21 protein-coding genes are annotated in these 17,692 nt (G+C 60.3%); 4 read left to right on the top strand and 17 right to left on the bottom strand.

The genetic code is table 11. The features are described from left to right. The 4 genes from WC683_12170 to WC683_12185 form a co-directional block, all read right to left on the bottom strand. Window positions 1-555, bottom strand: a 555-nt coding sequence (locus WC683_12170; GenBank protein ID MFA4973364.1) for a hypothetical protein, incomplete at its 3' end; no start/stop codon positions are given. Further along, the gene (gene nuoE, locus WC683_12175) at window positions 552-1,067 is read right to left on the bottom strand and encodes an NADH-quinone oxidoreductase subunit NuoE (protein ID MFA4973365.1); all 516 of its coding nucleotides are present in this window, start codon (window positions 1,065-1,067) and stop codon (window positions 552-554) included. The genes WC683_12170 and nuoE, both read right to left, overlap by 4 nt. Before the next feature lie 20 nt (window positions 1,068-1,087). Further along, window positions 1,088-1,462, bottom strand: coding sequence for a response regulator (locus tag WC683_12180; protein MFA4973366.1), 375 nt, complete (start codon window positions 1,460-1,462; stop codon window positions 1,088-1,090). Between the two features lie 141 nt (window positions 1,463-1,603). Then, complete coding sequence (locus WC683_12185; protein MFA4973367.1) at window positions 1,604-1,858, bottom strand: hypothetical protein; 255 nt, start codon at window positions 1,856-1,858, stop codon at window positions 1,604-1,606. Between the two features lie 143 nt (window positions 1,859-2,001). Between WC683_12185 and hydG the strand changes: the two genes are divergently transcribed. Continuing rightward, on the top strand, window positions 2,002-3,408 hold the full coding sequence (gene hydG / locus WC683_12190; protein ID MFA4973368.1) for a [FeFe] hydrogenase H-cluster radical SAM maturase HydG: 1,407 nt from the start codon (window positions 2,002-2,004) through the stop codon (window positions 3,406-3,408). A 1-nt stretch (window position 3,409) separates the two neighbouring features. Here the strand turns inward: hydG and WC683_12195 are convergent, their stop codons facing one another. Genes WC683_12195 through WC683_12225 form a run of 7 tightly spaced genes read right to left on the bottom strand, consistent with a single transcriptional unit; the run spans window position 3,410 to window position 9,596 of the window. Continuing rightward, window positions 3,410-4,027 (bottom strand): RnfABCDGE type electron transport complex subunit G, encoded by a 618-nt coding sequence (locus WC683_12195; protein ID MFA4973369.1) that lies wholly within the window; start codon window positions 4,025-4,027, stop codon window positions 3,410-3,412. Then, the gene (locus WC683_12200) at window positions 4,008-5,069 is read right to left on the bottom strand and encodes an RnfABCDGE type electron transport complex subunit D (protein MFA4973370.1); all 1,062 of its coding nucleotides are present in this window, start codon (window positions 5,067-5,069) and stop codon (window positions 4,008-4,010) included. Before WC683_12200 ends, WC683_12195 begins: the two co-directional genes overlap by 20 nt. Further along, window positions 5,066-6,379 (bottom strand): electron transport complex subunit RsxC, encoded by a 1,314-nt coding sequence (gene rsxC, locus WC683_12205; GenBank protein ID MFA4973371.1) that lies wholly within the window; start codon window positions 6,377-6,379, stop codon window positions 5,066-5,068. The genes WC683_12200 and rsxC overlap by 4 nt, the downstream gene beginning before the upstream one ends. Before the next feature lie 16 nt (window positions 6,380-6,395). Beyond that, window positions 6,396-7,229: an RnfABCDGE type electron transport complex subunit B gene (locus WC683_12210; protein MFA4973372.1), complete on the bottom strand. Its 834-nt coding sequence runs from the start codon at window positions 7,227-7,229 to the stop codon at window positions 6,396-6,398. Further along, window positions 7,230-7,883: an Rnf-Nqr domain containing protein gene (locus tag WC683_12215; protein MFA4973373.1), complete on the bottom strand. Its 654-nt coding sequence runs from the start codon at window positions 7,881-7,883 to the stop codon at window positions 7,230-7,232. Further along, entirely contained in the window at window positions 7,880-8,494 is a 615-nt protein-coding gene (rsxE, locus tag WC683_12220; GenBank protein ID MFA4973374.1) for an electron transport complex subunit RsxE, read from the bottom strand. The genes WC683_12215 and rsxE overlap by 4 nt, the downstream gene beginning before the upstream one ends. Before the next feature lie 55 nt (window positions 8,495-8,549). Beyond that, the gene (locus WC683_12225; GenBank protein MFA4973375.1) at window positions 8,550-9,596 is read right to left on the bottom strand and encodes an FAD:protein FMN transferase; all 1,047 of its coding nucleotides are present in this window, start codon (window positions 9,594-9,596) and stop codon (window positions 8,550-8,552) included. Between the two features lie 82 nt (window positions 9,597-9,678). Between WC683_12225 and WC683_12230 the strand changes: the two genes are divergently transcribed. Genes WC683_12230 through WC683_12240 form a run of 3 tightly spaced genes read left to right on the top strand, consistent with a single transcriptional unit; the run spans window position 9,679 to window position 11,770 of the window. Beyond that, window positions 9,679-10,425, top strand: coding sequence for a TPM domain-containing protein (locus tag WC683_12230; GenBank protein ID MFA4973376.1), 747 nt, complete (start codon window positions 9,679-9,681; stop codon window positions 10,423-10,425). A 16-nt stretch (window positions 10,426-10,441) separates the two neighbouring features. Continuing rightward, window positions 10,442-11,152 carry a hypothetical protein gene (locus WC683_12235; protein MFA4973377.1) on the top strand — a complete coding sequence of 237 codons (711 nt, stop codon included), beginning with the start codon at window positions 10,442-10,444 and terminating at the stop codon, window positions 11,150-11,152. A 24-nt stretch (window positions 11,153-11,176) separates the two neighbouring features. Continuing rightward, entirely contained in the window at window positions 11,177-11,770 is a 594-nt protein-coding gene (locus WC683_12240; GenBank protein ID MFA4973378.1) for a LemA family protein, read from the top strand. Window positions 11,771-11,821: 51 nt separating this feature from the next. On the opposite strand, the gene WC683_12245 is transcribed toward WC683_12240, so the two are convergent. The 6 genes from WC683_12245 to WC683_12270 all read right to left on the bottom strand — a co-directional run bounded on the left by WC683_12245 (window position 11,822) and on the right by WC683_12270 (window position 17,665). Then, window positions 11,822-13,543: a ferrous iron transporter B gene (locus WC683_12245; GenBank protein MFA4973379.1), complete on the bottom strand. Its 1,722-nt coding sequence runs from the start codon at window positions 13,541-13,543 to the stop codon at window positions 11,822-11,824. Beyond that, window positions 13,540-14,226, bottom strand: a complete 687-nt coding sequence (locus WC683_12250) for a transcriptional repressor (protein MFA4973380.1) — start codon at window positions 14,224-14,226, stop codon at window positions 13,540-13,542. The genes WC683_12245 and WC683_12250 overlap by 4 nt, the downstream gene beginning before the upstream one ends. Before the next feature lie 160 nt (window positions 14,227-14,386). Next, window positions 14,387-15,085, bottom strand: coding sequence for a hypothetical protein (locus WC683_12255; protein ID MFA4973381.1), 699 nt, complete (start codon window positions 15,083-15,085; stop codon window positions 14,387-14,389). A 117-nt stretch (window positions 15,086-15,202) separates the two neighbouring features. Then, a complete protein-coding gene (locus tag WC683_12260; protein ID MFA4973382.1) occupies window positions 15,203-15,814 on the bottom strand; it encodes a deoxynucleoside kinase in 612 nt (203 codons plus the stop codon). A gap of 11 nt (window positions 15,815-15,825) precedes the next feature. After that, entirely contained in the window at window positions 15,826-16,518 is a 693-nt protein-coding gene (locus WC683_12265) for a PhoU domain-containing protein (protein MFA4973383.1), read from the bottom strand. 16 nt (window positions 16,519-16,534) lie between these two features. Beyond that, complete coding sequence (locus WC683_12270) at window positions 16,535-17,665, bottom strand: Na/Pi symporter (GenBank protein ID MFA4973384.1); 1,131 nt, start codon at window positions 17,663-17,665, stop codon at window positions 16,535-16,537. Between the last annotated feature and the right edge of the window lie 27 nt (window positions 17,666-17,692).

A 17,692-nucleotide genomic window follows, 5' to 3' on the forward strand; every position in this document is an offset into this window, starting at 1 on the left:
CACCGGGAACGGCGGCCTGTTGCGCGGCTCGCCGCGATTCCCCTCTAGAGACTCTATGAGCGCGGTCTCCTCTCCGCATATGTAGGCGCCGGAGCCCATCCTGATCTCGATGTCGAAATCGAAATCCGAGAGACCTGCGACAGACTTGCCGAGCAGGTTCTGGCCGCGCCGTCTGTTCAGGCACTCCTCCAGCTCTGGCCGAAGGTACGAGTACTCGCCGCGCAGATACAGAATGCCGTACTTCGCACCGATAGCCAGCGCGGCTATGGTCATGCCCTCGAACACGAGGTCCGCGCACTCCTTGAGCACAACCCTGTCCTTGAACGTGCCGGGCTCGCCCTCGTCGGCGTTGCAGACGACGTATTTCTTATCGCCTGCCGCTGCCGCAGCGAGGTTCCACTTCACGCCGGTGGGAAAGCCTGCGCCGCCTCGTCCCTTGAGGCCCGACTTGGATATCTCGGCGATGATCTCCGCCCTCTTCATCTTCACGGCGGCCTTGAGCCCCTCCTCGGGCTTCGCCTTCTTGAATGTCACAGGACCCGCATGAACGCTCATATGGTATGCTCCTCCTTTTTCTCCTGCGCGTGCACGCCGTACGTCTGACGGCATTCCTCGAGGATCGCGTGCACGGACTCGGGCGTGACCTTGGTGTACGCCTTGGAGTTCACAAGCAACGCCGGGCCCTGATCGCAGAGGCCCAGGCAGTTGGCCCACTCGAGCGTGAACTTGCCGTCCGCGGTCGTGCGCCCGAACTCGACACCCAGGTCGGTCTGAAGCTGACGCGCGACCTTTTCCCTGCCCACCATGTCGCAGGAGATCGTGCGGCAGAGCCTGATGATGAAGCGACCCTTGGGCTCCGTGTTGAGGAAGCTGTAGAAGGAGACGACACCCATCACCTCCACCGGGTGTATCCCCAGCATGTCAGCGATGATCTGCATCGCGAACGGCGAGATGCGGGAGTACTTCGCCTGCACGCTCTGGAGCATGGGGATGAGCGCGCTGCGGCTCTGCTCGTACTTGGCCATGAGCGGCGCCAGCTCCTGCCTCAGCATATCATGATCGGTCATGAGCATCTTCCATCCCTCCTTTATTTTCTGCCAAGCAGCTCGCCCACCTTCATGACGAGCACGTCGGGCTTGATTGGCTTCTCCTGATATTCGTCGACGGGCACGAGCTCCGCGTCCTTGCCGATGGCTAGCCCGGAGGCCCTGCCCACGTTCGTGAGCATGAGTATCGGCTTTTGAAATCCGTCCCTGCGGAGTTTCTGCGCCATCGATATGCCGTCGTCGGGCAGCTGCATCATCACGTCGAGTATGAGCAGGTCCGGCTTGAACGAGCGCACAGCCGCCATCCCCTCATCCTTGGAGAGGGCGCTGCTCACCTGGTGGCCGGCCTTCTCGAGCACCAGCTTGCCGGCCTGCACCACATCCGGATCGTCGTCCACGATGAGGATCTTCGCCATCTGAGTCTCCTTTCAAAAACAGGACAAAACCCCGGTTTGACGAATGTGCAGCGAAATGGGGCCCCTTTCATATACTTTGAGGCACTGATTGCAAGGGGTTTTTCGCTGAAAAAAGGGGCTAACTCGTTGAAATAATGCCAACTATCTGAAGAGCATCTTCTGGACCTGCACGCCGTCGATTTTGGAGAGCTTGTCCGCCATCTCGTTGCATATCTTCTCATCGCCCACCATCTCAAGGATGATGACGCCGTTCGGCGCGCAGACGTTGTCGCTGGCGTCGTGCAGACCCAGCCGCGTCCTTATGTTGCAGCCATATTGGGTGAATATGCCCTGCACGTCCGTTGCCTTCTTCACCCGGTTCGAAACGTGGACCCCGAAGATCATGTGTTTTTCCATCGCTCCCCCTGTCATCGAATTGAGTTGATCGTTCGATGGGGATGTAATTATCAGAGAGCGCTTGACCCGGTCAAGCTGCGAAAATAAAGATCAGCCGGATTTAGATTGATTGTAAGCGCACAACTTGTTATCAGTGCGGACATATGGGTCTTCTGGATCAAAACAAGATAGAGGCAACGCTGGCGGAATGCGGCCCTGTCCATATCAACAGGGCAAGGGAAATACTGGCGCGCGGAAGAGAACTCAAAGGAGTGCCGCCTGGCGATGCCATAGCGCTTTTGTCTGTGGACGACCCGGCGATCCTCTCCGAGATATTTGAGACCGCGCACCATATAAAGGATGCGATCTACGGAAACCGGCTGGTCCTCTTCGCGCCCCTCTACATCTCCAACCTCTGCGACAACGACTGCGCCTACTGCGCCTTCAGAAAGGCCAACAAGGATGTCGTGCGCAGGGCGCTGACGCAGGAGGAGATACTGAGCGAGACCCTTGCGCTCATAGGCGAGGGGCAGAAGCGCGTGCTGCTCGTGGCGGGCGAGTCGTACACGGACGAAGGGCTGAATTACGTCTTCAAATCCATAGACACGATCTACAGGGCAAAGAGCGACAAGGGAAATATCAGGCGCATCAACGTCAACATAGCCCCGCTCACGGTCGAGGAGTTTCGCTCGCTGCACGAATGCGAGATAGGCACCTACCAGCTCTTCCAAGAAACTTACCACGAGCCCACGTACAGGCGGCTGCATTCGCGCGGACCGAAGGCGGACTACGCATACCGCCTCGAGACCATGGACCGCGCGTACCAGGGCGGATTCGACGACGTGGGCATAGGCGTGCTCTTCGGCCTCTACGACTGGCGCTACGAGATCGCGGCGCTGCTTGCGCACATCGAGCACCTCGAGAAAAAATTCGGCGTGGGACCCCACACGATTTCAGTGCCGAGGATCGAGCCGGCCCATGGCGCGCCGCTCTCCTACGATCCGCCGCACGCGCTCTCGGACGCTGATTTCAAAAAGATCATAGCGGTGCTGCGCATCGCGGTCCCCTACACCGGCATCATCCTGAGCACCCGCGAGGGCGCTGCCATGCGCAGGGAGGCGTTCGGACTCGGCGTGTCTCAGATATCCGCCGGCTCGCGCACGAACCCGGGCGGCTACACGCACGGGGACGCCGAGGAAGCGGCAAATCCCGAGGCGCGCGACGCGCAGTTCTCGCTGGGGGACACGCGCCCGCTCATGGAGGTGATCCGCGACGTCGTGGAGCACGGGCACATCCCATCCTTCTGCACCGCGTGTTACAGGCTCGGCCGCGTGGGAAAGGACTTCATGGACCTGGCCAAGCCCGGCCTCATCAAACACAACTGTCTGCCCAACGCGCTGCTCACCTTCGCCGAATATCTCCACGACTTTGCGGACGAGTCTCTCCGCTACAAGGGTTTCGAGATGATCGAGACGATGATCGAAAGGGACATCGAGCAGAAGCCTGTGAGGGAGCGCATTCGCGGCATCCTCGAAGAGATCGAATCCGGCAAGAGGGACATCTTCGTCTAGGTCAGGAGCTCAGGGCCTTCTTCAGATTGCCTATCGCCCGGTTCACTGCGTCGCAGACCGCGCGCGAGGAAATGGTGGCTCCGGTGATCGCCTCGATCCGGCCGCCGTCCTTGTCGACCTCGACCGGCGTCTGCTTCCCGTCGAACCCCAGCTGAAACCATGGTCTCAAGGCCGACTCGTCCGGGCTCTCTCCCGCGAGCACGGTTCGCCACGTCTTTTTAGACTTTATCTCCACGATCTTATCGCCGAGCCCAGGCGTCTCGTTCTGGTAGAGCACCTCTACGCCCTTGATGACGAAGTCTTTGTCCACACCGACCATGACCCTGAGGACGCTGGAGTAACCGGTGGCCGAGCCGACTGCGACATAGCCAACCTCCTCGCCCTCCCTCTTCGCCACGCAGTATTCGAAAGATCTGCCGTCGATCTTCGCCTCTTTCACCTCGAACTCGCTCGCTTCCGGAAACACGACCTTGAGCGCCGATTCGATCCCCCGAGCGGCCTCCGCCTCTTTCGCCGGCTGGGTGAGGATATACAGCCCGGCGAGCGAGGCCGCCGAGATCACGGCGACCAGCGTGAGCACGAGGGGGAATTTTATGTACTCAGGCATTTTTCGCTGCATGTCTTCCGGCTCCGAAGAAATTGGGCGCTGTGAAGCGGTCTATCAGCCACACCACTGTGTTCATTATGAGTATCGAATAGCAGACCCCCTCGGGGTATCCGCCGTAGAGCCTGATGAGCGCGACCAGCACGCCGCAGCCTGCGCCGTAGATCGCCTGTCCCTTCGACGTCAGCGGGCTCGTCACCATGTCGGTGGCCATGAAAAAAGCGCCGATCATGAGTCCGCCCGAGAGCGCGTGTGCAAGGGCCCTGGCCAGCGCCGCGCCTACGGTGAGGGTGCCCGCCCATATCGAGATCGTGCCGCCCGAATCCCCGGCCTGCGGCAGCAGCGCGGCAAGCGCCATCACGGTCAATATGTACGAAAGAGGCAGCCTCCAGTTGACGTATTTTTTTACGACAAGATACGAGGCGCCGAGGATGAGCGCGAGCGCGGAAGTCTCGCCTATGGAGCCGGGGATCGCGCCCAGGAAGAGCCGGCCGAGCGAATACTTGCCGAAGAAAGCGAGCGGCGCATCCTTGAGCACGAGGCACGGCGTCGCCATGGTCACTGCGTCCACTCCCAGTATCGAGCCCCTGAACGCCTGTTTGAGGATCGGCCACTGCGGCATCACGATCGACCCTGAATAGGCCGCCAGCAGGAATGCACGGCCGGCGAGCGCCGGGTTCCATATGTTGCAGCCAAGGCCGCCGAACGCATGTTTGGCTATGATTATCGCGAACGCGCTGCCGACCGCGGGGATGTAGAGCGGCACATTGGGGGGCAGGCACATGGCGAGCAGCAAGCCGGTGAGCACCGCCGAACCATCGTTCACCGTTATCGGCACTCCGCGGAAGCGTTGCGCCGCGGCCTCCGAAGCTATCGCAACAGCGATCGAGACCACGACCACGAGCATGGCGTACCACCCGAAGTTCATGAAGCCGACGAAGAGCGCGGGCAGGAGCGCTGCATTCACGCTCCACATGATGCGCGGGATAGAGTCCTTTGTGCCGAGGTGCGGCGCCGGACCTACGATCAACTTGTTTTCCAATATAGTGTCGCTCATTTCTTCTTTGCCTTCCATGCCGCGTATTCCGCCTTCGCCTTCTTTATATAGTGCACGATCGGCCTGCGCGAAGGGCACTCGAACGTGCACGTGCCGCACTCCATGCAGTCGAGGACGTGCAGCTCCTCGTAGCGCTCCACCTCGCCCGCCTCTATCGCCTTTATCATCTCGGCCGCCATCCCCCGCAGGGGGCATACCGCAATGCAGCGGCCGCATCGTATGCACGGCCCGGGCATGAAGTCCGGCATCTTCTTGAAAGCCAGGATCCCCGAGGTTCCTTTGACCACCGGGAAGTCGAGGTTTGGCAGGGCGATGCCCATCATCGGTCCGCCCAGCACCACCTTCTTCGTCTTCGGATCGAGCCCCTGCCTCACGAGGACGTCCTTTATCAACGCGCCGATCGGCACAATGAGGTTCGCAGGGCGCGCCACTCCGTCGCCCGTGACCGTGACCGGCCTCTCCACAAGGGGTCTCGCCTCGACCACCGCGTCGTAGACCGCATATGCGGTGGAGACGTTCTGCACCACGACGCCGACGTCCAGCGGCAGCCTGCCCGGAGGGACCTGGCGGCCGGTCAGCGCCTCGATCAGCTGCTTCTCCGCGCCCTGCGGGTATTTGACCTTGAGCAGCTCGATCCTCACGCCCTCGTCAGCCCAGACCGTGTCGCGCATCTTCTCGAAGGCGTCCTGTTTGTTCGATTCCACCCCGACTATCGCACGGTTCACCCCCAGGGCCTTCATCATGATGCGCAGCCCCTCGGCGATGCCGCGCGCGCGTTCGAGCATCATGCGATAGTCGCATGTGAGAAACGGCTCGCACTCGATGCCGTTGAGTATCAGGGTGTCTATCGGCCTGTCGGCCGGGGGCGAGAGCTTCACGTGCGTGGGGAAGGCCGCGCCCCCGAGGCCCACGACGCCTGCATCCCGCACCGCTGCGCGGATCTTCTCCAGCCCCATGTCGCGCCATTCGCGCTTTACGCCCGTCCCCTCGGCCCAGTTGTCCAGGCCGTCCGATTGTATGACGATGTGGTCGCAGACCGCGCCGTTCTGCATGGGCCTCTGCTCGACGGCCACGACAACGCCGGATACGGAGGCGTGCACCGGCACCGAGACAAAGCCGTTGGCCTCCGCCACGACCTGGCCCTTTGAGACCTTGTCGCCCTTCCCGACCACCGGCCTGGACGGCGCGCCCGTGTGCTGAGACACCGGGAGCACGACGACGGAAGGCGCAGGCATGCGCTCGAGCGCTGCGCCCTTTGAGAGATCCTTGTATTCCGGAGGATGAACTCCGCCGCTTTTGAAAGTCTTCATAAATATCGCGATGCGTTCACGACTCGCCGCTCACAGCATTTTTCACGGGCCAGAGCCCGAGACCTTTTCTCGTCTCCCTGTAGCTCATTATAGTTCCGGTCGGGCACTCCTTGACGCACAGCCCGCAGGAGGTGCACTTTTCGTAATCGAAGACGGCGAGGTTGTCCTTCACATGGACCGCATCGAACTCGCACACGGTCTCGCACTTCTTGCACGCGATGCAGCCGACCTTGCAGATCTTTCGGACCGCCCTCCCGGATTCTAGGGATTTGCACCTCACGTGCACGAGTTTGGAGAGCGGGATCAACTCGAAGAGGGCCTTGGGGCACGCCGCCACGCACTTCGCGCAGCTGACGCACTTCGCCTCGTCCACCTCGGGGAATCCCTTTATCATGTGAAGCGCGTCGAAGGAGCAAGCCCTGGCGCAGTCCCCGAAGCCTATGCACCCGAAGATACACTCCTTGGGGCCCTTGTGCATGAGGTTCGCGGCCTGGCAGGTCGCAATCCCCTCGTATATGAAGCGATCGCCCACATCCCTGCCCTGGCAGCGCAGGACCGCGACCCTCTTCTCGGCGACCTTCGCCTCCACGCCCATGATGTCGGCGACAAGGTGCGCCACGTGCTCCCCGCCCGGTATGCAGGAGGTGACATCGGCGGAGCCGTGGACCACCGCCTTCGCGAGGCCGTGGCAGCCGGCGAGCCCGCAAGCCCCGCAGTTGGAACCGGGCAGAGCCCTCTCCACGCGCTCGATGCGCGTGTCCACCGTCACCCGAAATACGCGCGAAGCCACGTAGAGACCGATCCCGAAGAGGAGGCCCAGAAACCCGAGTATGATTACAGGAGGCAGCATCTATTGTCCCATCCCTGCGAATCCCATGAACGCAAGGGCCATGAGTCCCGCGCAGATGAACGCGAGCGGCGCGCCGCGCAGCGCAGGCGGAATGTCGTACTTCTCGAGCTTCTCCCTGATGCCGCTCATGAGGAATATCACTATCAGGAAACCGACTCCGCCGCCGAAACCTTGAAGAACGCTCTTCGCAAAACTCTCTGAGAGGCTGTTCATGATCCCGAAGTCCTTCACGTTGAGCAGTGCCACGCCGAGCACCGCGCAGTTGGTGGTGATCAGAGGCAGATAGATGCCAAGCGACTCATAAAGCGGCGGGATCACCTTCATGAGGAACATCTCCACCATCTGCACCAGCGTGGCTATCACGAGGATGAACACGATAGTGGTCAGAAACGTGAAGTCGAAATCCGACGCAGGCCTGCCCGCGCCCATCAACATATAGAAGAGGTTATGCTCGGTCGGGGCCAGCAGAAACTCGAAGACCACCCAGGAGACCGCGGAGGCCATGGTCATGACGAAGATCACCGCGAGCCCCATGCCGACCGCCTGCTTGCGGCGTTTCGAGACCCCTATGAAGGGACAGAGCCCCAGAAACTTCGCGAGTATGAAGTTGTTTACCAGGGCGATGGATATGAAGAGCAGTATGTAGGATCTCATACGTTGCGGGCCAGCCTCCGCGCCCTTCTCCAGTTCATGTAAGCCATTATGAACGCGATCACGAAGAAAGCCCCCGGGGCCATGACCATGACCGACGCCGGCGCCATGTAGCCCTCCGGCGCATAGGCCTCGGCGATCCTGATACCCCAGAACGTGCCCGACCCCAGCACCTCGCGTATGGATGCTATGATGAGCAGCGCCATGCCAAAACCCAGCCCCATGCCCAGGCCGTCCAGTATCGAGGGGAGAAGCATGTTGCGCTGCGCGAAAGCCTCTGCGCGACCCAATATTATACAGTTGACCACGATCAGCGGAATGAAGATGCCCAGCGACTGGTTGAGCGCCGGCAGATACGCCCCCATCACCATCTCCACGACCGTGACGAAGGTGGCGATCACCACTATGAAGCACGGGATGCGTATCTTCGAGGGGAAGAAGCGGTTGAACAGGGAGATGAACGCGTTGGAGCCGACGAGCACGAACGTGGCGGCGAGCCCCATGCCGACGGCGTTCTTGACCGAGACTGAAACAGCGAGGGAGGGGCAGAGCCCCAGCATGAGCACGAAGACCGGGTTCTCGCGGAAGAACCCCTTTATCACCTCGCTTTTCATCAGCCCCTCGAAATTTGCGGCAAATTGGCAGAAAGCCCGCCAAATATCAAGCCCCTCAGAAAAGTCTGACGCGAGAGTCCCACTCCTTCGCGAGCATGAGCCTGGGCGCAAGGCCGGCGGAGACCCATGCGATGGGGCCGTCGGGGCCATGCTCTATCATCATGGCGTCATAACCCTTGAGCGACTTTATGACCGTCCGGCCTTCCTCTCTGCCGAGGACCATGAGCGCGGTGGCCAGGGCGTCGGCGCCTGCGCCGGTGCCTCCCACGACCGTGGCCGCGATCATCCCGTTCTCCACCGGCCTGCCGTCGCGCGGGTCGATGATGTGCGAGTAGCGCTTCCCATCTATCTCCACGTACCGCTCGTAGCTTCCGGAGGTCACCACCCCGCCCATCGCGACATCGACCGCCCCCATGAGCTCGCCCCGTTCCTTCATCGGATCCTGGATCCCGAACCTGAACGAGCCCTGTCCAAACGCCAGCGCGTTGCCTCCCGCGTCTATCACCCCACGCGCCACCCCGCGCCGCATGAGGAGGCGTGCGATCTCGTCGGAGATGAACCCCTTTGCGATCGCGCCGAAGTCGAGCGCCATGCCGTCCCCGGCGAAACGAATCGTGCCGGATTCCACCTCCACCTTGTCGAAGCCGACATCCTCGAGGGCGCGACGCAACCCCTCCGCGCCGGGCATGGCACCTTCGCTGCCGGCCCGTCTCCACAGCTCGACGAGCGGGGTGATGGTGGGATCGAACGCCTTATCGCTCGCCTCATTCCACTCGCGCGATAGCGCAAGCATCCTCTGCATGTCCTCGCTGATATCTATCTTCTCCCTGCCCGCCAGAGAGTTTAAGCGATGCAGCTCGCTCCCCTCTTTGAATCGGTTGAAGATCAACTCGAGCCTTGCCACCTGCGCCTTCACAGACGCCATATCCGCCTCGAACTCCTCCGCGCTCCTGCCGTAGGCCACCACCTTGAACGGAATGCCGCCCATGGGGAAGAATGTGGCCTCGCGCCTCGCTGGCTCGCTCCTCATGACCAGGAAAGCCAGAAACACAAAGGCGCCCGTAACGACAGCGACGGATAAAACTTTGGATGCGCGCTTCATACGCCTGCGACTCTTATGTGCAAAACACAAGCTGTCAAGGCAGCTTTACATCCCCCTCCATATGAATATAGTGCATCCCGATATGCGCAGAGCATCCGTCATAATCGCCTTCTTTGCAGTTCTCCTGCTGCCCTCCCTTGCGCCGGCGGCCTTTCCAAAACCGCAGGGCTTTGTGAACGACTTCGCCTCCGTCATCTCCGCCAAAACCAGGGGAAAGATGGAGTCCATGCTTGTCGCGTTCCAGGGACAGACCGGGATCGAGGTGGCGGTCGTCACCCTCCCCTCGCTCGACGGCGAGCCGATCGAGAACGCCGCCGTGAAGCTCTTTCAGGAATGGGGGATCGGAAAGAAGGGCCGCGACAACGGCGCGCTCTTCCTCATCGCCCCAACCGAACGCAAGGCCCGCATCGAGGTGGGCTACGGCCTCGAAGGCGCGATCAACGACGCGCTCGCGGGGAGATTGCTGGACGAGGCTGTGTTGCCGAAATTCAGGGAAGGCGACATGGACGCGGGAATCGCCTCCGGAGCGATCGCGATAGTGGACACGATTTCGAAGAAAGAGGGGGTCGCGTTCGACGCAGCTTCCGCCTTCGGCTCCGGCGCACCCGCAGTCTACGGGAAAGAAAAAGAGAAAAGCGGGCCGCTCCAGAAGATTTTCAAGGTTATCGTGATGATCATCATGATCATCGTCTTCATCCGCCACCCGTGGCTGTTCCTGCTCATCATGAGCAGCGGAAGAGGCGGAGGCGGTGGCGGCGGCTTCAGCGGGGGGTTCGGAGGATTCGGCGGCGGGATGTCCGGCGGCGGAGGGGCAAGCAGGGGATGGTAACCTGGCGGAGGAAAAGATGACACCACACGAACTTGCACGGGAACTCGAGCGGGTGTACGGCGCGGACCTCAAGGCGGTCGTGCTCTACGGATCCGCGGTCGGCAGGGACTACTCCAAGAAATACTCGGACTACAACGTGTTCTGCGTCCTCTCCGAAGCCACGCCCGCGCTGCTGGCGAAATCCAACGCGATCCTGCGCAAATGGATGAAGAAGGGAAACCCAGCCCCCCACTTCTTCGACTCCGCCCACATAGAACGCTCTCTCGACGTCTTCCCGATGGAGTTCCTGGACATGCAGGACCGGCACGAGGTCCTGCTCGGCCGCGATCCGCTGACGGAGGTCAATGTCGCCCCGGACAATCTCAGGCATCAGTGCGAGAGCGAGCTCAAGGGAAAGCTCATCCACTTGAGGACCTTCTACGCAGCCAACTGCAACAGGCCCAAAGAGATCGCGAAGATGATGGTCGATTCGTTCCCGACGTTCATCGCCGCCATGCGCGGCACCCTGAGGCTCCTGGGCAAGAAGCCCCCCGCCGACGCGCGGGCGGTCGTCGAGCTCGTGGGCGGGCTCATAGACGTCAACCCGACAATATTCTTCGACATCCTGGAGATCAGGAGCGGCGTCTCGCTCCTGCCCCGCGGAGACGAAGCCCTGTCTGCGTTCGAGCTCTACTTGACAGAACTCGCCTCGCTAACTAGGTTCGTGGACCAGATTCAAACTGCATAACATCCGTAAATGATCGGAGGACGCATGCAAAAGAAATGGATAATACTAGGAGTTATATTGCTGGTGCTCATAGCCTTCGGCGGCAGCTGCGTGGGCAAGTATAACCAGCTCATGACGCTCAACGAGTCCGTGACCACGGCCTGGGCGCAGGTGGAGAACGTGTTGCAGCGGAGGAATGACCTGATCCCCAACCTCGTCAACACGGTGAAGGGCTACGCGGCGCAGGAGCAGAAGGTCTTCATAGACGTGACCGAGGCGCGCGCAAAGGTCGGCGGCGCGACGACCATACCTGACAAGGTCGACGCCAATAACCAATTGACCGCGGCGCTGGGCAGGCTCATGCTCGTGGTCGAGCGCTATCCGGACCTCAAATCCAACCAGAACTTCCTGGCCCTCCAGGACGAACTCGCCGGGACCGAAAACCGCATAGCCGTGGAGAGAATGCGCTACAACGAGACGGTCAAGGCATACAACGTGTTCGTCCGCCACTTCCCGAACAACGTAATAGCCGGGATATTCGGCTACGCGCGCGAGAACGTGTACTTCAAGGCGGAGGATGAGGCGAAGGCTGCGCCTACGGTGGATTTCGGAATGGAGCCGCAGGGCCCAAAACAGTAGTCGATCCCATGAAGGACGCAGAGCAAGGCCGGTCGAAAGACCGGCCTTTTTTTACATCAAAAACGAAAGGGCAAGATTGGAGAGCGCGCCTGCGGTGATCGCCACGATGAGCATGATGATCGTCGAGAGCATGAGCAACCTGAGCCCCAGCTCCTTGGCGATCATGACGAACGTCGCCACGCACGGAAAGGTCATGGCCAGGGCCACGGTCGCCACGATCAGCTGCCTGGTGGAGAGCCCTAGCGGCGAGAGCATGCCCATCGCGATGTCCTTGCGCAGGAAACCCATGGCCATCGAGACCACCGCCTCGCGCGGAAGCCCCCACAGCCTTTCCACCACGGGAGAAGCGGCGGCGGCGACCCATTCGAACGCGCCCGCAGCATAGAGCAAGTTGACGACCAGCACTCCTGCCAGGACCACCGGCAGCGCCTCTTTGAGGAAATACATAGTCCTCATCCAGAATTTCTTCATGAACGCGGAGGCGTTGGGCCACCTGATCGGCGGCATCTCAATTATATGCTCGGGGCTGAAGCCCCTCTTCACGAGCCTCGCCAGCACGAGACCCGTGAAGAGCCACGACAGGAATATGATGAAATAAACGGTGAAGACATAGATGAGTCCCCTCGCGCCCACCAGCCCGATGATCATGGCCTGCAGCGACGCGCACGGCACGCCGATGGATATCAGCGTGATGGCGATGAACCTCTCGCGCCTGGACTCGAGGTTGCGCGTGGCCATGATGCCCGGAACGTTGCAGCCCAGACCCAAAAGATGCGGCACGATCGCGTAGCCGTGAAGCCCCATGTGGTGCATGGTGCGGTCGAGCAACACGGCAAAGCGCGGCAGATAGCCCAGGTCCTCCAGAAAACCCAGCACGAGGTAGAACCCGATTATGTACGGCAGCACGGCGGCTATCTCGATATAGAAGCCTGTGGTCAGAAGCCCGAAGGAATGGCCGAAGTCGATCTGTCCGTCCACCAGCCTGCCGATCAGCACATCGTGCAGAAACGGGTATCCGGCTATGGCGGCGGAGAGGGACTCGAGCGGCCCCCTGGCCAACTCGAACAGCGGATCGAACACGTGCCGGATCAGCCCCTCGCCGATCGCGCGTATGATCGCAAACGAGGCGACGAGGACGATGGCCGCGATGAAGAGGCCGCCCACCGGATTGAGGGCCACGTCCTCTATCCTCTGCCTCAAGGTGTGGCGGTGATGCGTGAGGCTCTGTACCTCGGAGATTATTTCGCCGATCGCCTTCCAGCGCTCCCCTTCCCCGATGCTGCGCAGGCTTCTCTCCGGCGCCGCCTCCAGCGCGTCGATCGCCTGTTTGATCCCCTCGCCCGTCACCGCAACAGTGGGGACGACGGCGCAGCCCAGGCGCGCAGCGAGTTTCTCCACGTCGATCTTGATGCCGCGATGGGCTGTCTCGTCCCACATGTTGAGCATGATCACCGTGGGGAGGCCCTTCTCCACCAGCTGCAGCGTGAGGTTGAGGTTGCGCTCCAGGTTGGTGGCGTCGACCACGTTGATGACGAGGTCGGCCTTGGAGAGCATCGTCGCGGCGACCTCCTCGGCCTTGCACGCAGGTTCGATCGAGTACATGCCCGGCGCGTCGATCACCTGGGCCCTCTTGCCCTGAAAGAGCATCTGGCCGCTCATGAACTCGACGGTCGTGCCGGGATAGTTCGAAGCGATCGCGTGGACGCCGGTGAGCCTGGTGAAGACCACGCTCTTGCCCACGTTGGGGTTGCCTATGAGGACGATCCTCTTCATGACCAGGGCCCCCCGACCATGATCTTCCCGGCCATGCCGTGGCCGACCGCCAATTGCCTTCCGTCAACCGAGACGACCACGGGTCCGCCCATGAGCATGGCGCTGATCTTGGTGATGAGCTTGCCCGGCCTGATGTTCATGGCCGCAAGCCTATTCTCAATCCCGCGGCCTCCATCGATGCGGCGGACCACGCCCCTCTGGCCCGGCTTGAGCTTCTCCAGCGGCGTGAGCTCTTCCTCGACGGAGAGCGCAGAGAGCGGCTCTTTGACCGCCTTCTTCGCACAGCGGCTGCAGACCCCGTAGAGCGAGAGCGTGTGATCCTCGACCACGAAGCCGTGCCGGCCGGCGACCTCCTCCTGCAGCTCCTCTATGTCGGGGTTCGCAAACTCGATCATTTCGCCGCAGCGGCGGCATATGAGATGGTCGTGGTGGCGGTGCGCGAAGGCGTGCTCGTAGATGAGCGAACCGTCCTCGAGTCTCAGCTCGCGCGCGAGACCTGCGCCGACCAGGAGGCACAGCGCGCTCTGCACGGTCTTGAGGTCGAGCGAGCGATGATCCTTTTTGAGCTTCTCCCAGAATTCGGCCGCAGTGATATGATGCTCGGAGGAGAGGAACTTGAGCAGTATCATCTCGCGCACGCCGCTCTTGTGCAGCCCCTTTGAGGTGCAAAAATCCCTCAGCATGTCCAGCTGTCTTCGAAACCTTCCCTTCACAGGAATCAATCCTTCCTTTTTTAGGAAACTTTACCGAATGCGCGGGGATAGTGCTCAGGATAAGGGCCCGTTGTCAAGCCGACCGACGGAACACCGGAGAGCTCCCTTGAAAGTTTCTGGAGTAAAAAGCTTATTTCCTGAGCAACTCCTCTGCGGCGATAAAATGGGTCTCAGGTGCAGAACAAAAACCCCTGGCCGGCATGACCGCAACGGAGCCCTTGTCTTTCAAAGGTCCATCGGGCGGCTCGACAGGCTGGACGATTACCACTTCCTCGGTCAGGAAATCCCTCAGATTTAAATCAAAGAGAGGTTTCAGCTCCGGGCCGAGGTAGATCTTGAACTTGTCATCTCCATTGTAAACATCATGTCTGTTGCCGAAGACAAACAGCACGACACCCCACTCCCTCATCTTAAACGTCCTGAGCCCCAAACCGCTGCTCCACAAGAACAGCGATCCGGAGTGAGCCTTCTCAAACGATTTCCAAGCATACACCTGCTCGGCGGCATCGTAAGCATTCGCTCTCCAAATTATGGATGCGGACGAAATCCAGGGAGCGCCTTCATAGCCGGACAACCGACTGAACTTACCGGCCCACCCGGACGTATCTATGGCAAAGGATCTCAGCGGCGCATCAGGCCCCACTTTTGCCTCCTCCGATTCATGCAAAGGAGAGAGCCCATCTGAGACAGGTTGAAAACTATCATGCTGAACAGGAGATCCTTCTGAGACTAACGGAGAATCCTCAGGCAAGTTGAGGCAATACAAATCAAGATTTGCGGAAACATCCCTTGTCGATGAAAGGCTCGTCTCAGCTCCGCACATATTCATTCCTCCCTGTACCGTAACTGATTTCGAAGATATCAAAATTGATAATCATGTCTTATGCGACGTCTTCGCCTCGGTCAACGATGATCTTCAATGCCTTGAAGAAACAACCCATTTTGCTCAAATGTGCCTCGACACCTCGTCCAGGAGGTCCTGGCGGTCGATGAAGTCCTCGAGGTAGTCCTTCCTGGCGCTGGAGATCACGAGCACAGGCGAACGGTCATACCTCGCGAGCCAGCGGCGGTAACAGCGCTCCAGGCGCCTCAGGTATTCGCCGGGGACGTCCTTCTCGATGGCGCGGCCGCGGCCTGAGATGCGCTTTTTGAGAACGTCCAGCGGGCACTCGAGGTAGATGAGCAGGTCCGGCGGATTGATGACCTCGAGCATGACCTCGTAGAGCTCGCGGTACGTCCTGTATTCCTCTTTGGACATGCACCCCTGCCGATGGAGATTCCTGGCGAAGATCTCCGCGTCCTCGTAGATCGTGCGGTCCTGCACCACGGTCCCTGGATAGGCGTCGAGCTCGCGGTGGATGCGGAACTTGTGCGTGAGGAAGTGCATCTGCGAATGGAAGGCCCAGCGCTTCATGTTCTTGAAGAAGGGTTTGAGAAACGGGTTGAGATCGTTCGGTTCGAAGAACGGCTTCAGATCGAAGTGGTCGCAGAGGAACTTGACCAGCGTGGATTTGCCCGCCCCCATGTTGCCCGCGACCGCTATATATTTGGTGGCCATCCCGGAGAGGCCTATTCGTCCTCGATCAACTCGCCCGGCTTTCCTCCGGGCTTCTCGAAGTAGTCGAGCTTGTCGATCGGCATGGTGACGCTGGTGCAGATGTTGCCAAGGTGCGCAGCCACCCTCTTGAAGAAACGGATGATGAGCGCCACAGCCACCGCATTGCGCTCCTTGTTGTCGCGCGCCAGTTCCCAGACGTAGCGGTCGCAATCCTTCTCGAGTTTGTATGCCTCCGCGCGGGTCGAGCGGGCTATCTCCTTGTCTTTGTTGTCGAAGGCGAGCTTGGTCCTGTCGAACCAGGAGAGCATCTTATAGCGCATGTCCACCAGGAGCGTCAGGAGCGGATCCTTGAGCAGATTGGGGGCGTTGCGGTAGATCTCGTCTATGTTCTTGCAGTAATCGCCGATCCTCTCCACATCCTTGGAGAGGCTCATGAGGATGAGACACGGCACCACGTCGGCCACCCCCTGCACCGTAAGATGCGTTACGATATCCCTCCGTATGACCTGCTGCAGGGTGTTGAGTCTGCTGTCCATCCTCGCGAGCTGGACATGGGACGACTCGATCTTCCCTGAATCGGTCAACGACGCGGTGGAGCGCTCGAACATCTCCTTCGCGATGACGATCATCTCGTCGAATTGCTTGAAGATCTCCGCGAGCGGCGTCTTATCATGCCAGATAGCCAGAAGCTCCTTCAAGACCATATATCACTCCTTTCTCTCAAAGCCGCTCGGTGATGAGCATGCCCAAGAGGGGTATGAGGAAGAACATCGTGATTATGTAAACGAACACCAGCTTCTTGTGCCTCACGAAATAATGAGCCAGGAACCTGGAGATGACGATCGGTATCCTGCGCATGAACGGCGGCACGAAGAATACGAGAGTGCCGCAGATGTTGAAGAGCAGGTGAACGAACGCGATGGTGAGTCCATTCTGGTTGCCTGCCAGCGTGGCCAGCAGCGCGGTCACCGTCGTGCCTATGTTGGCGCCGACCGTTACTGGGAAGGCCTGCTCCAGATTGATCAGACCCGCGCCCACCAGCGGCACCAGCATCGACGTTGTGATGGAGCTGGACTGGATTATGGCAGTGAGTGCAAGCCCTATGGCGAAGACGAAATAGGGGTTGGCGGAGAATACGCGCTGTATCCAGTGCTCCGCCCTGGATGATGTGGCCCTGCGCATGAGCTTCACGATGTAGGCTAGAGCGACAAAGACCAGCGCCAGCGATATCGCAACGCTGATTATGCCTGTGACGCATTCGGAGAAGCCGGCCCTGTCGATCATGAAGCCGTGGGTCAGCTTCACCAGCGGCTGGATCAGCGGTTTCAGCGGACTGTCGAAACCGCCGGCCTGGGAGCCGTAGAACACGGCGGAGAGATAATGCGCAGCCGTGTCCAGGAAACCGGTCGCCAGCTGCAGCGGCAAGAGAACGATCACCGACAACACGTTGAACATGTCGTGCACATTGGCGCCGGCGTACGCGCGCTCGAACTCGTCGTTGCGTCTTATGTGCCCGAGCGAGACGATCGCGCACGTGATCGTCGTGCCGATATTCGCGCCCATGACTATCGGGACCGCGTTGTGCACTGTTATTCCGCCTGCCGACACAAGCGCCACAATCAGCGACGTGGTGAGCGAGGAGCTCTGCACTATCGCGGTCGTGAGTATGCCGATCATGAGCCCTGCGAAGGGGTTGGTCGTGGCGGAGAGCAGGCCCTCGGCAACGCCCTTACCCAGCATCTTGAATGAGCTTCCCAACAGGTCGATTGAAAAGAGGAACAAATAAAGAAGTACGAGGAATAGCAGCCCCCGCACGAGACCCGGAATAAATCTCAATACGCGTGGAGACATAGGCCGCCCAATATAACAAAGGGAAAT

The sequence above is a fragment of the bacterium genome (assembly GCA_041648665.1).
GTDB lineage: Bacteria > UBA10199 > UBA10199 > 2-02-FULL-44-16 > JAAZCA01 > JAFGMW01.

Coding starts and splice junctions, on each gene's coding strand:
- WC683_12200 (MFA4973370.1), bottom strand. CDS start 5,069: ATGAGCGACACTATATTGGAAAACAAGTTGATCGTAGGTCCGGCGCCG.
- WC683_12240 (MFA4973378.1), top strand. CDS start 11,177: ATGCAAAAGAAATGGATAATACTAGGAGTTATATTGCTGGTGCTCATA.
- WC683_12215 (MFA4973373.1), bottom strand. CDS start 7,883: ATGAGATCCTACATACTGCTCTTCATATCCATCGCCCTGGTAAACAAC.
- WC683_12265 (MFA4973383.1), bottom strand. CDS start 16,518: ATGGTCTTGAAGGAGCTTCTGGCTATCTGGCATGATAAGACGCCGCTC.
- rsxC (MFA4973371.1), bottom strand. CDS start 6,379: ATGAAGACTTTCAAAAGCGGCGGAGTTCATCCTCCGGAATACAAGGAT.
- WC683_12270 (MFA4973384.1), bottom strand. CDS start 17,665: ATGTCTCCACGCGTATTGAGATTTATTCCGGGTCTCGTGCGGGGGCTG.
- WC683_12230 (MFA4973376.1), top strand. CDS start 9,679: ATGCGCAGAGCATCCGTCATAATCGCCTTCTTTGCAGTTCTCCTGCTG.
- WC683_12245 (MFA4973379.1), bottom strand. CDS start 13,543: ATGAAGAGGATCGTCCTCATAGGCAACCCCAACGTGGGCAAGAGCGTG.
- WC683_12225 (MFA4973375.1), bottom strand. CDS start 9,596: ATGAAGCGCGCATCCAAAGTTTTATCCGTCGCTGTCGTTACGGGCGCC.
- WC683_12235 (MFA4973377.1), top strand. CDS start 10,442: ATGACACCACACGAACTTGCACGGGAACTCGAGCGGGTGTACGGCGCG.
- WC683_12195 (MFA4973369.1), bottom strand. CDS start 4,027: ATGCAGCGAAAAATGCCTGAGTACATAAAATTCCCCCTCGTGCTCACG.
- WC683_12255 (MFA4973381.1), bottom strand. CDS start 15,085: ATGAATATGTGCGGAGCTGAGACGAGCCTTTCATCGACAAGGGATGTT.
- nuoE (MFA4973365.1), bottom strand. CDS start 1,067: ATGACCGATCATGATATGCTGAGGCAGGAGCTGGCGCCGCTCATGGCC.
- WC683_12180 (MFA4973366.1), bottom strand. CDS start 1,462: ATGGCGAAGATCCTCATCGTGGACGACGATCCGGATGTGGTGCAGGCC.
- rsxE (MFA4973374.1), bottom strand. CDS start 8,494: ATGAAAAGCGAGGTGATAAAGGGGTTCTTCCGCGAGAACCCGGTCTTC.
- WC683_12210 (MFA4973372.1), bottom strand. CDS start 7,229: ATGCTGCCTCCTGTAATCATACTCGGGTTTCTGGGCCTCCTCTTCGGG.
- WC683_12185 (MFA4973367.1), bottom strand. CDS start 1,858: ATGGAAAAACACATGATCTTCGGGGTCCACGTTTCGAACCGGGTGAAG.
- WC683_12260 (MFA4973382.1), bottom strand. CDS start 15,814: ATGGCCACCAAATATATAGCGGTCGCGGGCAACATGGGGGCGGGCAAA.
- hydG (MFA4973368.1), top strand. CDS start 2,002: ATGGGTCTTCTGGATCAAAACAAGATAGAGGCAACGCTGGCGGAATGC.
- WC683_12250 (MFA4973380.1), bottom strand. CDS start 14,226: ATGCTGAGGGATTTTTGCACCTCAAAGGGGCTGCACAAGAGCGGCGTG.